This is a genomic window from Formosa haliotis (assembly GCF_001685485.1).
Classification (GTDB): Bacteria; Bacteroidota; Bacteroidia; order Flavobacteriales; family Flavobacteriaceae; genus Formosa; species Formosa haliotis.
This window is the reverse complement of sequence record NZ_BDEL01000001.1, coordinates 603,203-617,835: the sequence shown is the minus strand read 5'-3', so window position 1 is coordinate 617,835 and position 14,633 is coordinate 603,203. Positions and strand designations below refer to the sequence as shown.

The window sequence follows — 14,633 nt, the reverse complement described above, 5'->3', positions numbered from 1 at the left end:
ACAAAGTTTACTTTATATTGAAAATTTAGAATTGCATGGTTGTTCTTACGTTAAATACGCGAGGTGTTAAATAATTAGGTATCGCGTATTGTCGTTTACTATACACATCGCGAACCCAAGTGTTTGTAATCGAGTTTTGAACATCGAAAACATTAAAAATTTCAAACCCTACAGATAAATACTTAAAGGGTTTTTTCCATCCGTTTTCAAAGTTTTCATTTACATCAACAATAACATATTGTAAACCTAAATCGGCACGTTTATAATCTGGTAAGCGGTTTTGATAATCGTAAGGGTCCGCATAACTTGGAGAGCCTCCTGGTAGTCCTGTATTGTATACCAAATTTAAATACATTTTCATAGCCGGTAATTTAGGTACATAATCCTGAAATAAGGCGGCAAATTTTAAACGCTGATCTGTTGGTCTAGCAATATAACCACGATCGTCTATGTTTTCTTCGGTTTTTAAATATCCAAAACTAAACCAAGACTCTGTACCAGGAACAAATTCACCGTTTATTCTAAGGTCTAAACCATAGGCATAAGCTTCGGCATTATTATCTGCACGATAACGTATACGAACATTTTCTACCGTATACGGATTAACATCGGTAAGTTTTTTATAATAAGCTTCGGTGGTTAACTTAAAAGGGCGTTCCCATATTTGGAAACTATAATCGTTACCCGCTACAAAATGAATCGATTTCTGAGCTTTCACATCTGGAATAACCGTACCGCTAGAATCTCTTAATTCTCTGTAAAAAGGAGGCTGGTAATAGACTCCTCCAGAAACTCTAAAAAGCATATCGTGTTTCCAGTTTGGTTTAATAGCGAATTGAGCTCTCGGACTAATTACCGTTTGTGTGTTTTTTTCGATATCCTCACCACTAACAGTCCAAGTATGTGATCGCACACCGGCATTTGCCCAGACTTCGGCATCGCCAAGTTCAAATCGGCGACTCCATTGTAAATAGGCCTGAATTCTATCAATACTAGTATGATTTGTAGCACGAACATTTTGAAAGGCTACCAATGGGCCTTCATAAGGTTCGTAAGGTTGATTGTTTGGATTTCTGAATTTTGGAGGGTTAATAGAAAACCCAGCAGAATCTATAACTTCCCATTCTACAAGACGGTCTCTAATATCTTCATTTGTAAATTTAACAGACCAATCAAAATCATTTCCGTTAGAGGTATAGCTTCCTTTATGCTCGATTGTAGAAATTAAGGCATCTAAATCGTTTCTTCCATGATTTAACTGTCCGCCAATACCATGGCTAAATTCAACATCACCTAAATTTTCATCACCTATATTATTGTTGACTTCTCCGAGTCTGTATTGTGCTAAAATATCAAAATATTCTTCTTCGGTAGTGTGATATGTAGACCCCACTAAATGTAATTTTAATTTATCGCTTACTTCGTAAGTAGCCTGTAATGCGCCAAAAAGCGTTTGGTAAGCATCTTTTTCTTGGCCTTCGTAAAAAACAAGTAAGGCTAAGGGATTATCTAGAGTTCCGAAATTTGTCTGGCGCGTTTCTGGCTCGTAATTGTACTTATTAATGGTTGCATTCCCTAAGAAATTCAAACTGAATTTATCTGTAAACTGGTATGTGAAATACGCTTGAATATCTGCAAATTTAGGATCGTAATTGGTTTCAGTTTCCTTGGCGTCTACCAATAAACTATTATCTCTGTAACGCATACCAACAAGCGAAGTGAATTTTGAATCTTTACTAACACCTTCTACAGAAAGACTTCCACCAAGCAGGCTCAAGTCGGCATTAACTCTAAAATTTACAGGTTTACGGTAGGTAATATCTAAAACAGAAGATAGCTTATCGCCGTATTTAGCTTGAAATCCTCCCGCCGAAAAGTCTACATTTTGTACCATATCGCTGTTTACAAAACTTAAACCTTCTTGTTGCCCAGAACGCACCAAAAATGGGCGATACACTTCTATGCCATTTACGTAAACTAAATTCTCGTCGTAATTTCCACCACGAACAGAATATTGAGTACTTAATTCATTATTGCTGCTTACACCCGGAAGTGTTTTTAATAGATTTTCAACCCCTGGATTTGCGCCTGGAATTTTACGTATTTCGGCAGGATTTAAATTCACAATACCTTGTACATCTTTACGTTTTCTACCAGATAAAACAACGGTTTCAATTTGCTCTACATTGGTGTTTAAAATGGGGTTAAATTCAAAAACTTCACCATCTTTTAAATGAAAACTAGCAGTTACAGACTTAAATGATAAATGTGAATAAACAACTGTAACATCTTTGTTGTCAGGAATTTTAATGGTGTAAAAACCATTCTCATTAGATAGCGTTCCTGTTGTTCCGGCTTTAATATTTACGTTAGGTATAGGTTGTTTTAATTCATCTAGAATAACCCCTTGCAAAGTTCCATTTTGAGAGAGTCCTAAAAACGGTATAAGGACATATACGATTTGCAGTAAAAAACGCTTGTGAGTAAAAAATGTTTTCATTTATTTTCTGTGAAACCTAGCTTCAAATGTAGAACTATTTCCTACATTATCGGTTACTATTATTTTAAAATCGTTGGTGGTATCTGTACTTATATTATCGCTAAAATCGTAAGTCAGGGTGTTATTTTTATATTCGTATTCCATCAAAATCCATTTTCCATTAATGGTTGCTCTATAATCTGAAATGCCTGAAAGATCATCGGTAATTTTTACTTTCAATGTATTTAAGGTACTAATCCATTGCTCGTTTTTAAAATTTAGAGGTGTAATTTTTGGAGCCATAGTATCTGAGACTAAAGTATATATTCCTAAATCTTTTGTATAGGTAGACAAGGTATTGTCGTGACGTGTGGTTTTAGAATAACTGGGTGTTTTTCTGTAGCCTACAAGTTCTGCAATAAACAATTTTGATTTGTCGGCTTCGTTATATTTTGAAATATCAAAAGCGATATTGAAATTTTTTCGAGCAGCATGACCTTCTGGTCCTAGGGTTAAGGTATCGTTAGAGACTTGAAAATCTAAAAAGAAATCATCGTAAAAAGTATGTTTATAGAAGTTTACAGTGACATTGCCTTCAGTTAATGTTGAAGCTTTATTTTCGTATATATAATGAGGAGTCACTTTTGGTGATTGTTTTAAAACATCTGGACTATGTTTTCCATCTATAGATACGGTAACCCAAGTTTCGTTGGCTTCAAAATCGCTCACCTTTATTTTGTAAACTAAAGAGGTGCTGTCTGTAACACTTAAATACCCATTGTCGGTAGTGTTTTTATATAGGCTTAGACTATTATTAGTGTCTATAAATAGTTTTTGAATGCGGTCTTTATCGGCTTTATAAATTTGGTAATCTATAAGCCTGTTTATGTCGTTTGTTTCATCAAAAGAAAAGGTACTAAAGTCAATTTCAAAATTTGGTTGGCCATTAACTTTTGTCTGGATGTTGTACACACCATTGTTATTTCTAGCTAAATCTTGACGGTCTACGGTTTCTATTCCGAAGCCAATTTTCCCAACGGCTTCAATAGGTTCGGTAATAAAATTCCCGTCTGCTTGTTTAATTAATCGTATTTTTTGTTTACTATCCGATTTGTTGACTTGAGAATTTTCGCCAATAGGATAGGCATATAAATTACTAATAATTGGTTTGGTGGTATCTTTAGTATTAATGCCAAACAACATGGGGTTTATAGGGTGTTCATTTTTATCTCTAATTTCGAAATGTAAATGAGGGCCAGCAGAACTTCCCGTATTTCCGCTATAAGCAACAAGTTCGCCTTGTTGTACTAAAAGCGCTTTAATAGGAGGGAAGAGCTCGATGCTATACGATTCCTTTTCGTATTGTTGTTCCTTAAGGTAAGCCTCAATTTTGGGTGCTAATTTTGATAAATGGGCGTATACCGTAGTATACCCGTTTGGGTGCGTAATGTATAACGCTTTACCATAACCAAAAGGAGAAATTTTAATCCGACTTACAAAGCCTTCGGCTGAAGCTAATACTTTTAATCCTTCCCGATGTTGTGTTTTAATATCCATACCCGAATGGAAATGATTTGAGCGTAACTCGGCAAAAGTACCGGCTAGTACAATAGGAACGTCTAACGGATTATTAAAATAATCTTGAGGATATGGGTTTTGTGAAAAAAGTACAAAAGGAATAAAAAAAAGTAATAAAAAAGGGATTCGCATAAATAAAAATTGAGGCACTAAAGTAATTATTTGCTACCAATAACCAAAGTATAATCTGATATTAGGTTCACATCATATTGAAAATGAGAGCGAATAAAGTATTTTAAATTTTATGAGCAAAACAATTGTTATTTTTACCTAGGTATGTTAACTTTGTGAGATAAGTATGGTAATTGCAAATGAGTAATATTGAAGAAATTGTAGATGCTCTAGAAGATAAAATTAGCAAGATGCTACAACGGGTAGACGCGTTAAAGCAATCGAATGCTAAATTAGAAGAGGATTTAAAACAATCTCGGCTTAACCTTCAATCACAGCAACAAGAAATTGAAGCTTGGGCAGAAAAATATGAAGCTCTCAAAATAGCAAAAAGCATGCTTGGCAGTGATGATAATAAAAGAGAAACAAAGCTTAAAATAAATTCGTTAGTAAGGGAGATTGATTATTGTATTGCACAACTCTCTGAATAATGTAATCATAAAATGATGTAATGTCAGAGATGCTAAAAATTAAACTTTCTATTGCTAATCGAGTATATCCTTTAACTATTGCTCCAGAGCAGGAAGAAGGTTTACGAAAAGCAGCTAAGAATATTGAGGCTATGATTACGCAATTTGAGCAAAGTTATTCTGTTAGAGATAAGCAAGATGTGTTGGCCATGTGTGCGTTACAATTTGCAACTCAAGTAGAACAAAAACAAATAGATAAGGAATCTGTAAGTGAACATGTAGAGGACAAGCTTAACGCTTTAAATCGATTATTACATGAACAATTGAATTCTTAACGATCTTTAAAATAGACAAAGTTACTGCCTGTATTGGTTATTTATTTTTGATAAACTCAACGTTAATTCTTTAAAAAGGGTGAGTTTAAGTTGTAAAAGCAAGCTGTCTTAGAGCAGATCCTTGATCAACTTGTTAGCCCTAAACTTGTTTTTAAGGAGTTTATACAAAACAATAAAACCGGTGCAGGCTTTTTTTATATATTAATAATACTAACTGAACCCATGGAGAACTCAATTATATTAATTGCAGGAGGCGCGTTACTCGGCGTCATAATTGGCTTTATAATAGCTAAGACTTTAGAAAAAAATAATGCATCGAAAGTCCTTTCTGATGCTAGAAGTGAAGCCGAAAAAATTATAAAAGATGCCAAAAATGATGGTGAATCCATTAAAAAAGACAAAATATTACAAGCTAAAGAAAAGTTTATTGAACTTAAATCTGAGCATGAAAAAGTAATTTTAAGTCGCGATAAAAAAATAGGAGATGCAGAAAAACGCACGAGAGACAAAGAATCTCAGGTGTCGAATGAGTTATCTAAAAACAAAAAATTAAATCAAGAATACGAAGCTAAATTAAAAGACTACAATCAGCGTTTAGACTTTTTAGACAAGAAACAAGAAGAAATAGAGCGTCTTCATAAAAGCCAGATTGATCAATTAGAAGTTATATCTAGTTTATCTGCAGAAGAAGCCAAATCGCAATTAATTGAATCTTTAAAAGGCGAAGCTAAAAATGACGCCTTATCTTATATTCAAGATACGGTAGAAGAAGCTAAACTTACCGCACAGCAAGAAGCAAGAAAAATTATTATAAACACCATTCAGCGTATTGGTACAGAAGAAGCAGTAGACAACTGTGTATCTGTATTTAATATCGAATCAGACGATGTAAAAGGTCGTATTATTGGTCGTGAAGGAAGAAACATTCGTGCTATTGAAGCTGCAACTGGTGTAGAAATTATTGTAGATGATACGCCTGAAGCTATTATTTTATCTTGTTTCGATTCTGTACGACGTGAAGTTGCACGTTTATCGTTACATAAATTAGTTACAGATGGTAGAATTCACCCTGCTCGTATTGAAGAGATTGTTAAAAAGACAAGAAAACAAATCGAGCAAGAGATTATAGAAGTTGGTAAACGTACGGTAATCGATTTAGGTATTCACAATTTAAATCCGGAGCTTATTAAAATGGTTGGACGAATGAAATATCGTTCGTCTTACGGACAAAACTTATTGCAACACTCACGTGAAGTTGCTAAGCTTTGTGGTATTATGGCTGCAGAATTAGGGTTAAACCCGAAATTAGCCAAGCGTGCCGGTTTATTACACGATATAGGAAAGGTGCCAGATGCAGAAGCCGATATGGAGACGCCTCACGCTATTTTAGGAATGCAATGGGCTGAGAAATTTGGTGAAAAAGACGACGTGTGCAATGCTATTGGAGCGCACCACGACGAAATAGAAATGAAGTCCCTTTTAGCACCAATAGTTCAAGTTTGTGATGCTATTTCTGGAGCTAGACCAGGTGCTAGACGTCAGGTATTAGACAGTTATATACAACGTTTAAAAGATCTTGAAGATATTGCATTTGGTTTTACAGGTGTTAAAAAAGCCTATGCTATACAAGCCGGAAGAGAATTACGTGTAATTGTTGAAAGTGAAAAAGTTAACGATCAAAACGCAGCTGATTTATCATTCAGCATTTCTCAGAAAATCCAAACAGATATGACCTATCCTGGTCAGGTAAAAGTGACTGTAATTAGAGAAACTAGAGCTGTTAATATTGCTAAGTAATATTTAGAGTTACCTATTTATACAAACAAAAAATCCAGCAAGTTGCTGGATTTTTTGTTTATGCTAATCATTCATTTATAATTTATATTGAGATATTCTGAAGTAAATTTAGATTAAAACTCCCTAGTAGAGCGTCAAACAGAACTTGTTTCAGTATCACATAGCATGCGAATTTAGTTAAACAGATATACCTAATAATAAGAGATTACTAATTTTCAAAACTAATGAGAAGCTCAGACATTATTTAAAGCTTGTATTCCATTCTTAAAAAGGAAAATGAGCGGTAAGCAATCGACTTTACTTTCGTACTAAAATAAAGCCGATAGCTTAGACTAGATGTCAAACTATCGGCTTAAACTTTTTAAATAGAAAACTCAATAAGTTACTCTCTGGTGTATTTTGCAGCTTTACCGTTACTAGATGCTTTTGTAATAAACTCTCGAATATCTTCGTTTGCTGAGATTAAATCATCTTTTCTTAGGTACATCATATGTCCGCTTCTGTAGCCTTTAATTGTAAACCGATCTTTTAATTTTCCGCTAGGATCTATTTGAGCCGCGGTATATTTTGCAGCAAAGTAAGTGGTGGCACCATCATAATATCCAGATTGTACCAAAATTTTTAAATAAGGGTTTGCTGCCATGGCTTGTCTTAAATCTTCTCTTACTGTATTATTTCTGCGATCCCAAGGGTGAACGTCGCCAAACATATAATATTTTAAATCGGTTTTAAAATTTAAATGTTCACGTAAATAATAATTTATGGCTGGAGTAAAGGAGTGTGACCAAGAACTAATCTCTGCATTATAATCTGGCGAAACACCCATTTCTGTTTTATCTATTCCTAAATATCTTGAGTCTAACCTACCAATAGTCTGACCTGATTTATCGCGTAATAAAGCTTTCCAGAAATAATTGCTTGGAACCACTAGATTATTTTGTAGGACTTCTTTTTCTGTTAATCCCGAATAGTATGCCACCTGTTTTGCAACTTGCTGTTTTTCTGTTTCCGAGATAAATCCGCCTTTTGCTATGGCTGGCATAAGGGTATTAATGGTATAGGTTTCTACTTCTGGAAGCACCTCTAATAAATCTTTTTGCTGTAATTCGGCTGGTAATAGCTTGTGATACCAGGCCGTAGCTGCGAAATAAGGCAAATTAAGTGCAGAATAAATAGGTTGCCCCGTGCCGTATAATTGGTAGTCTGCAGGAGACACCATAATTACCCCATTTAAATACATCCATTGTTGAGATTGTAACTCGTTAGCCAAGCCCATAACACGTGTTCCTCCATAACTTTCGCCAATAATATATTTAGGCGATTCCCAACGGTTTTTTCTTGTTACAAAGGTATTAATCCATGCTGCTAAATATTTTATATCTGCGTTTATCCCAAAAAAGATATCACGCTCAGGTAGTTTACCTTCTTTATCGGGAATCATTCTAGAGTATCCTGTGTTAACAGGATTCACGTAAACAATATCGGCAATATCTAAAATAGAATTAGGGTTGTCTTTCACTCCATAAGGCTGAACTGGATACCCTTCGTCATCAATATTCAATACTTTAGGTCCGGTATATGCAATATGCATCCAAACAGACGCAGAACCCGGGCCGCCATTAAACGATATCACTAAAGGTCGGTTAGCCATGTCTTTAACGTTACTACGTTCGTAATAGGTGTAATGTAATGCTGCAATAGGAGCTCCCTTTTCATTCCAAACAGGTTGAGTCCCAGTTGTTGCCGTGTATGAAATACTTTTATTTTTTATAGTGGTTGTAAGTGTGGTAACAACCATGGTATCTGCTGGTATTTTTATGGATTGTGCATTTAAACACATGGCAAATAATAAAAATAGAATGGCGTAATAATGTTTCATGGCGTGGTCGTTTAGAATTTTAAATATACTAAAATAGGATTAAAAACCTTCAAAAACACCTAATCCAAAAAGAGCAAAGTCATATTTTACCGGATCTGATTTGTCAAGGTTACGTAAGGCTAAATCTAGTTCTGCTAAAGCTTTTCCATCATTTTGTTTCCTATTTAAAAGAGCTAGTTTTCGGGCTACATTTCCAGAATGTACATCTAACGGACAAGAAAGTTGGGCAGGAGCAAGGCTCTTCCAAATGCCAAAATCTACTCCGGCATTATCCTTTCTTATCATCCAACGTAAAAACATGTTGATGCGTTTTGCGGCCGAATTTTTAAACGGATCGCTAATATGTTTTTGAGTGCGCAGTAAATGTTCGTTTTCAAAAAACACGTTTTTAAAATTATGTATTGCGGGTTGGAGAGTATCGGGTTCTGCATGTTGAGCAAAAAGAGATTCTAATCCGTGGTAATTTGTATAAATGTGCTTTAAACTTAATATAAACTGTTTTAAATCGTCTCCATTAAAAGTACGATGCACAAACGAGTGTAATGTTTCTAAATCGGATTCCGTATGATTCATCACAAAATCGTAAGGGGCATGGTCTAATAAAGCCATCATAGACTTTGCATTTTTAATAATACTTTTCCTGTTTCCCCAAGAGATAGTCGCCGTTAAAAACCCAGCAATTTCAATATCCTCTTTGGCACTAAATAGGTGTGGAATTTGTATCGGGTCGCTTTCAATAAATTTCGGATTATTATAAAGGTCTACTTTAGAATCTAGAAATTCTTTTAGGTCTTTGTCTGTCATGGCTCATTCATAAAAAGTAAGGCAGGAATAATTAAAACAGCGTTATACAAGGCATGAAATAATATCGAGTACACTAAACCGTATTGTAATCGGATGACTCCTAAAAATAATCCCACAACAATTTGAGGAGCTACGAGAATAGGGGCCAAAATGATGACATTTCGTGTTATTTCGAAATTGCTAATATGAATTAAACCAAAACCTATAGCAAAGACATAAAACACATAAATAAACCATTTGTTGTTATGAAAAAGTGTTAATGGACCTCTAAAAAAGAGTTCTTCTAATAACGGAGCTAGGATTACACCAATAATAGCTATAGCATAAGGTGGATAATCTTCGAAGAGTTTTGTAGAGGCATGATCTTCAAAATTAACAAGCCCCATAGTTTCTATAATGGTAAAAAGTATGGTGAAACCAAAGTTTAAAACAAATGTGGTTACCAAAGCGGTGATGAAAACCTGAACCTTATTAAAATCATGAAACAAGGTTTTGTTACCTACGTAAGGGGCTTTAAGAAACGTGATAAAGCGGTGTAAAATAATTTTGTATGTCTCCATATTAGGCTTTAATATTACCGTCTACCATGACTAATTTTCGGTCTGCCAAATTCGCTAAATCCTCGTTATGTGTTACAATTACGAAGGTTTGACCAAATTCTTCTCTTAGTTTAAAAAAGAGATTGTGTAATTGTTCGGCAGATTCACTATCTAAATTTCCCGAAGGTTCATCGGCAAAAATTAATCCTGGATTATTTATCAAGGCTCGTGCTACGGCGACACGTTGTTGTTCTCCGCCGGACAGCTCGCTAGGTTTATGGTGATAACGGTGCGATAAACCTAAAAAATCTAGTAATTCTTTTGCTCTAGGTTCGGCCGCACTGGTAGTCGTTCCTTTTATATAAGCAGGAATACATACGTTTTCTAAAGCACTAAACTCCGGTAATAATTGATGAAATTGAAAAATGAATCCTATGTGTTCGTTTCTAAATTTTGCTAAGCTCTTTTCTTTTAAATTTTGGATATTTACACCGTTGATTATAAGTTCGCAAGGTTCTCTTTTTGATGGCGTGTCTAAGGTGCCTAAGATTTGTAATAAGGTAGTTTTTCCAGCGCCAGAAGCACCTACAATCGATACAATTTCACCTTTTTTTATATGCAGGTTTACACCTTTTAAAACATGGAAATCGTCGTAATATTTATGAATGTTTTTCGCTTGAATCATGCAATGTAATTAAGATGATTAAAGTAATACTTATATATTATCCTACAAAATTAAATAGATTTTGATTTCTTCTGAATTAAAAAAAATATAGAACTAGGAAAACACATACATTACAACAAAGTGTTACCGCTGTTTAGAATCATATAATGTTTTCTAGATTGTACGTTTTTAATCATATTATCATTTTACAACATTTTGTACATATTTCATTGACTAATCGTATTTGAAACTCTTCTTATTTAGGTCTAATTTATATTCTTTATCTTTAATACAATCAATACTACTATCTTTGTTTCATTTAAACACCAATTTATGCCTTATAAACATTACGAAGAATATAACTTAGACCTTACAGACGATATAAAATTAAAGTACCAAAGTATTATTGAAAATATTGGTGAAGATGTCTCTCGCGATGGCTTAATTAAAACTCCTGAACGGGCTTCTAAAGCCATCCAATTTTTAACTCAAGGTTACGATTTAGATGCAGCCGAAATTTTAAAAAGTGCCATGTTCGAAGAGTCTTATAACGAAATGGTAATAGTGAAAAATATAGAATTATATTCGCTTTGCGAGCATCATATGTTACCTTTTTTCGGAAAAGCACATATTGCGTATATTCCAAACGGTCACATTGTCGGGTTGAGTAAATTACCACGAATAGTAGATGTTTTTGCAAGACGATTACAGGTACAGGAACGATTAACTCAGCAAATTTTAGACTGTATAAACGAAACCTTAAAACCTCAAGGAGTTGCTGTGGTTATTGAAGCGAGCCATATGTGTATGATGATGCGAGGGGTTCAGAAACAGAATTCGGTAACAACAACTTCGGGCTTTCGTGGGCAGTTTGAGAAAATAGAAACACGTAATGAGTTTTTAAAGCTTATTAGTGAAAATTTGTCATAGTTATAATCTGGTATGTTTCTTGCACTTAAGGAGTTAAACAATACTAAGTGTACTATATGTCAAATAACAAAAATTATAAAAAGCTAGTCTTAAGCATCTTTTTAGATGCTATAGGATATGTTAGTTTTATTATCCCTGGAATAGGAGAGTTTTTCGATATTATTTGGGCGCCAATGTCGGCTTGGATCATGACCAAAATGTATAAAGGACAACAAGGAAAAATTGCAGCAGGAATTTCGTTTTTAGAAGAAGCTATGCCTGGTTTAGATATCATACCAACGTTTACCTTAATGTGGTTTTACACCTATGTGTACAGCGCTAAGAAAGTTAAACAACAACAATTAAAAACAAAAAAGTCTCTTATATAAGAGACTTTTTTGTTTGAGATCCTAATATGTTATCCTTATAACTTGTAGGTTAAACCTACACTTATATTTCTACCCATATTGTAAATACCATCTGCTTTTAATCGCGATAAGTGATTTATATATTTTTTATTGGTAAGGTTAGTTCCTGTAATACTTACATTTAAAATATTTTTAAATACTTTAAAGTTTCCTCCAATACCAGCACTAAACAAGTTGTAACCATCTGTGTCGGTTTCAAATTCACTGACGTTATCTTGGTCTAGAGTGGTGCTTAATTTTACAAACGCATATCCTTTTTGCATCCAGGTTTTTTCAAACTCTACACGAACGGTATTGTTAAAACTATTTGCAGGAATTAAAGGTAAGTACTCGCCACTATCTTGTTTCCCGGTTACTGTTTCAAAACTACTTTCAATATGTAACCAATGGATTGGATGTGGGTGAATGTGAACACCAAATTCACCTCCATATAAAGCAGCATCGTCCTGTAGGTATAAATACACGGGGTCGTTATTTATATATTCCCCGTTAGGAGAAAGGTAGATGTAATTGTTAACTATATTATAGAAACCATTTGCAAATACTTCAATATGCTTGTTTTTATATTCTATGGCTAAATCTGTTTGAAAATTTTGCTCGTTTTCTAAATCCGGATTCCCAATTTCAAAACGATTTGTGCCTTCATGTGCTCCGTAAGATGTTAATTCTGCCAAGTTAGGAGCTCTAAATCCAGTAGCTAAATTTAATCGTAAGGAGGTGTTTTTTGCAATATTGGTTTTTAAACCCGCCGCACCATTAAAACTATTATATGTTTTATTTAATTCTGTTTCTGTAGAAATGCTTCGTGTATCAAACCGGGCTCCTAATTGCACATCTATTGTATTAAAATGGATATGTGATGTTGCCAAAATACCAATATCGTTTGTCGTTGCATTTGGAATTAAAGTTTCTTCTCCATAATTGGTATTCACTTGATGCATACCTTGCACACCAATTATAGTTTCTACTTTACCATAGGTTGCCATGTTGTATTTAATATCGTAATTAAATGTTTTTAACTTCATATGAAGTGCCGGGTGTAATTCCTCGTGATCGTCATGCTCATCATGTTCATCAAAAGCTATGGCATGGTCATGGTCGTGGTCATCGTCATGATCATGGTCGTGCTCTTCTTCAAACTCTTTTCTGTCATTATATAAAAAACCAAGATTTACATCTAAACTCGAGTCTTTAAAAAAGATACTAGACTTGGAACTAAAAATATGGTTGGTAATTTGCTGATAGGGCAACAGTGGAGATTTATTAGTAGACTGTTCGCCAATTTCTTCAGGGATACCTAGTCTAGAATCGTTTAAATTATAACGAACTTCGGTTTTAAAATGAGTATCTTGAAATCCGAATCCTGCTTTTAAATCTTTTTCCTTAAAACGTGTATTGGTAACGCGGTAATCTTCTGTGTTGTAATCGGATTGTTCAGATAAACTTCCTCGGATTAAAAATTTAAATTTATTAGCAGATGTTTTATATCCTAAATTGGTACTGATACCTTGGGTGTTTCCATAATACATTACTCCAAAATCTCCGTGAGATTCATCTTGTGCCGCAAAATGTTCTGGGTTTAAATACAAAACCCCTCCTAAAGCATCGCTACCATAAAGCAAGGATGCCGGACCTTTTATAACCTCCACACTTTCTATACCAGCATCATTTATACCTAACCCGTGTTCGTCTCCAAATTGCTGGTTTTCTAAACGGACACCTTGAGTATAAACTAATACTCGATTGGAGCTTAAACCTCTAATTACCGGTTTACCAATACTCATTCCAGTAGTAATACTTTCAACACCTGGAATATCTGTAATCCCTTGAGCTAAAGTTACTGCTCCACTTGCTTTTAAATCTCCAACTTTTGCACGTTCCACTTTCATAACGTTTTCGCGTTGTAATTTATGAAAGGGAGTCGATATTATAACTTCTTCCATTTCTATAGCAGACGTTTTAATAGAAATTAAAAGGTTTCCTGTATAAGGTAAAGTAACGTTTTGCGTTGTTGTCTCGTAACCCATAGAAGAACTAACCAATTTGTAAGTTCCTGTAGGTAGGTTTTCTATAGCGAAATTTCCATCCCCATCGGTAATAGCTCCTTTTTCAAGTTGTGGAAAATATACCTCTATGAATGCTAGGCTTTGTTGTGTGTCGTCTTCTACTACACGACCTTGTAGTATGTTTTGTGCCATACTGGGCATTGCTACAAAACATAATAATATTATTATGAATGATTTCATTTGTATGTGTTTAATTTAAACAATGTAAAGTACTGATTTTAATCAAATTAAGTGAGTTGGTTTAAATTAAAACAGGAGGTCCTCTTAATGCAAAAGGGAGATGTTGGTAATCGCTTATAAAGTGATATTGCGATGAAATTAATTGGTGATTTTCTTTAACCAAGGGAATTTCGGCAATAAAAATTGGTATCGTAAAAAGATGATTTAATTGAAATTTATAGAACTCACAATCTACATTTGCTGTGTGTAGATGCGTGTTTTTTTCGCCGTGACAAACCTCGTGATGGTGGGTTTCAAAAATGTGATGAAACTTCACCAATGTTGGAGTTAGGAGGGTAAAAACCAATACCAAGGTAAAGGATTTAAAAGCAATATGTTTTTTTAGTTTTTGCAT

At 34.4% G+C, this 14,633-nt stretch carries 13 protein-coding genes and 1 other RNA gene; 6 read left to right on the top strand and 8 right to left on the bottom strand.

Annotation, left to right across the window (positions count from 1 at the left end; genetic code table 11):
- Positions 1-25: 25 nt before the first annotated feature.
- The gene (locus A9D35_RS02635) at positions 26-2,500 is read right to left on the bottom strand and encodes a TonB-dependent receptor (protein ID WP_066218614.1); all 2,475 of its coding nucleotides are present in this window, start codon (positions 2,498-2,500) and stop codon (positions 26-28) included.
- Positions 2,501-4,189 (bottom strand): M23 family metallopeptidase, encoded by a 1,689-nt coding sequence (locus A9D35_RS02630; RefSeq protein WP_066218612.1) that lies wholly within the window; start codon positions 4,187-4,189, stop codon positions 2,501-2,503.
- A 179-nt stretch (positions 4,190-4,368) separates the two neighbouring features.
- Between A9D35_RS02630 and A9D35_RS02625 the strand changes: the two genes are divergently transcribed.
- From A9D35_RS02625 to rny, 4 genes are all read left to right on the top strand, one after another.
- Positions 4,369-4,659 carry a coiled-coil domain-containing protein gene (locus A9D35_RS02625; protein ID WP_066218609.1) on the top strand — a complete coding sequence of 97 codons (291 nt, stop codon included), beginning with the start codon at positions 4,369-4,371 and terminating at the stop codon, positions 4,657-4,659.
- Positions 4,660-4,679: 20 nt separating this feature from the next.
- Positions 4,680-4,973: a cell division protein ZapA gene (locus tag A9D35_RS02620; protein WP_066218607.1), complete on the top strand. Its 294-nt coding sequence runs from the start codon at positions 4,680-4,682 to the stop codon at positions 4,971-4,973.
- A 54-nt stretch (positions 4,974-5,027) separates the two neighbouring features.
- Positions 5,028-5,135: non-coding RNA, 6S RNA (ssrS, locus tag A9D35_RS02615), on the top strand.
- Between the two features lie 60 nt (positions 5,136-5,195).
- Entirely contained in the window at positions 5,196-6,770 is a 1,575-nt protein-coding gene (rny, locus tag A9D35_RS02610) for a ribonuclease Y (RefSeq protein ID WP_066225718.1), read from the top strand.
- Between the two features lie 382 nt (positions 6,771-7,152).
- On the opposite strand, the gene A9D35_RS02605 is transcribed toward rny, so the two are convergent.
- From A9D35_RS02605 to A9D35_RS02590, 4 genes are read right to left on the bottom strand one after another with little or no spacing between them, the layout of a single operon-like run.
- Positions 7,153-8,649 carry a S10 family peptidase gene (locus tag A9D35_RS02605; RefSeq protein WP_066218605.1) on the bottom strand — a complete coding sequence of 499 codons (1,497 nt, stop codon included), beginning with the start codon at positions 8,647-8,649 and terminating at the stop codon, positions 7,153-7,155.
- A 39-nt stretch (positions 8,650-8,688) separates the two neighbouring features.
- Positions 8,689-9,453, bottom strand: coding sequence for a TIGR02757 family protein (locus A9D35_RS02600; protein ID WP_066218602.1), 765 nt, complete (start codon positions 9,451-9,453; stop codon positions 8,689-8,691).
- Positions 9,450-10,013: a CPBP family intramembrane glutamic endopeptidase gene (locus tag A9D35_RS02595; protein WP_066218600.1), complete on the bottom strand. Its 564-nt coding sequence runs from the start codon at positions 10,011-10,013 to the stop codon at positions 9,450-9,452. The genes A9D35_RS02600 and A9D35_RS02595 overlap by 4 nt, the downstream gene beginning before the upstream one ends.
- Position 10,014: 1 nt before the next feature.
- Entirely contained in the window at positions 10,015-10,677 is a 663-nt protein-coding gene (locus tag A9D35_RS02590) for an ABC transporter ATP-binding protein (RefSeq protein WP_066218597.1), read from the bottom strand.
- 312 nt (positions 10,678-10,989) lie between these two features.
- Between A9D35_RS02590 and folE the strand changes: the two genes are divergently transcribed.
- Together folE and A9D35_RS02580 are read left to right on the top strand one after the other, a co-directional pair.
- The gene (folE, locus tag A9D35_RS02585; protein ID WP_066218594.1) at positions 10,990-11,586 is read left to right on the top strand and encodes a GTP cyclohydrolase I FolE; all 597 of its coding nucleotides are present in this window, start codon (positions 10,990-10,992) and stop codon (positions 11,584-11,586) included.
- 56 nt (positions 11,587-11,642) lie between these two features.
- A complete protein-coding gene (locus A9D35_RS02580) occupies positions 11,643-11,954 on the top strand; it encodes a hypothetical protein (protein WP_066218593.1) in 312 nt (103 codons plus the stop codon).
- 35 nt (positions 11,955-11,989) lie between these two features.
- Here the strand turns inward: A9D35_RS02580 and A9D35_RS02575 are convergent, their stop codons facing one another.
- Positions 11,990-14,239 carry a TonB-dependent receptor gene (locus tag A9D35_RS02575; protein ID WP_066218588.1) on the bottom strand — a complete coding sequence of 750 codons (2,250 nt, stop codon included), beginning with the start codon at positions 14,237-14,239 and terminating at the stop codon, positions 11,990-11,992.
- Positions 14,240-14,300: 61 nt separating this feature from the next.
- The gene (locus A9D35_RS02570; RefSeq protein WP_066218585.1) at positions 14,301-14,633 is read right to left on the bottom strand and encodes a hypothetical protein; all 333 of its coding nucleotides are present in this window, start codon (positions 14,631-14,633) and stop codon (positions 14,301-14,303) included.

Coding starts and splice junctions, on each gene's coding strand:
- A9D35_RS02635 (WP_066218614.1), bottom strand. CDS start 2,500: ATGAAAACATTTTTTACTCACAAGCGTTTTTTACTGCAAATCGTATAT.
- A9D35_RS02630 (WP_066218612.1), bottom strand. CDS start 4,189: ATGCGAATCCCTTTTTTATTACTTTTTTTTATTCCTTTTGTACTTTTT.
- A9D35_RS02625 (WP_066218609.1), top strand. CDS start 4,369: ATGAGTAATATTGAAGAAATTGTAGATGCTCTAGAAGATAAAATTAGC.
- A9D35_RS02620 (WP_066218607.1), top strand. CDS start 4,680: ATGTCAGAGATGCTAAAAATTAAACTTTCTATTGCTAATCGAGTATAT.
- rny (WP_066225718.1), top strand. CDS start 5,196: ATGGAGAACTCAATTATATTAATTGCAGGAGGCGCGTTACTCGGCGTC.
- A9D35_RS02605 (WP_066218605.1), bottom strand. CDS start 8,649: ATGAAACATTATTACGCCATTCTATTTTTATTATTTGCCATGTGTTTA.
- A9D35_RS02600 (WP_066218602.1), bottom strand. CDS start 9,453: ATGACAGACAAAGACCTAAAAGAATTTCTAGATTCTAAAGTAGACCTT.
- A9D35_RS02595 (WP_066218600.1), bottom strand. CDS start 10,013: ATGGAGACATACAAAATTATTTTACACCGCTTTATCACGTTTCTTAAA.
- A9D35_RS02590 (WP_066218597.1), bottom strand. CDS start 10,677: ATGATTCAAGCGAAAAACATTCATAAATATTACGACGATTTCCATGTT.
- folE (WP_066218594.1), top strand. CDS start 10,990: ATGCCTTATAAACATTACGAAGAATATAACTTAGACCTTACAGACGAT.
- A9D35_RS02580 (WP_066218593.1), top strand. CDS start 11,643: ATGTCAAATAACAAAAATTATAAAAAGCTAGTCTTAAGCATCTTTTTA.
- A9D35_RS02575 (WP_066218588.1), bottom strand. CDS start 14,239: ATGAAATCATTCATAATAATATTATTATGTTTTGTAGCAATGCCCAGT.
- A9D35_RS02570 (WP_066218585.1), bottom strand. CDS start 14,633: ATGCAAAAACTAAAAAAACATATTGCTTTTAAATCCTTTACCTTGGTA.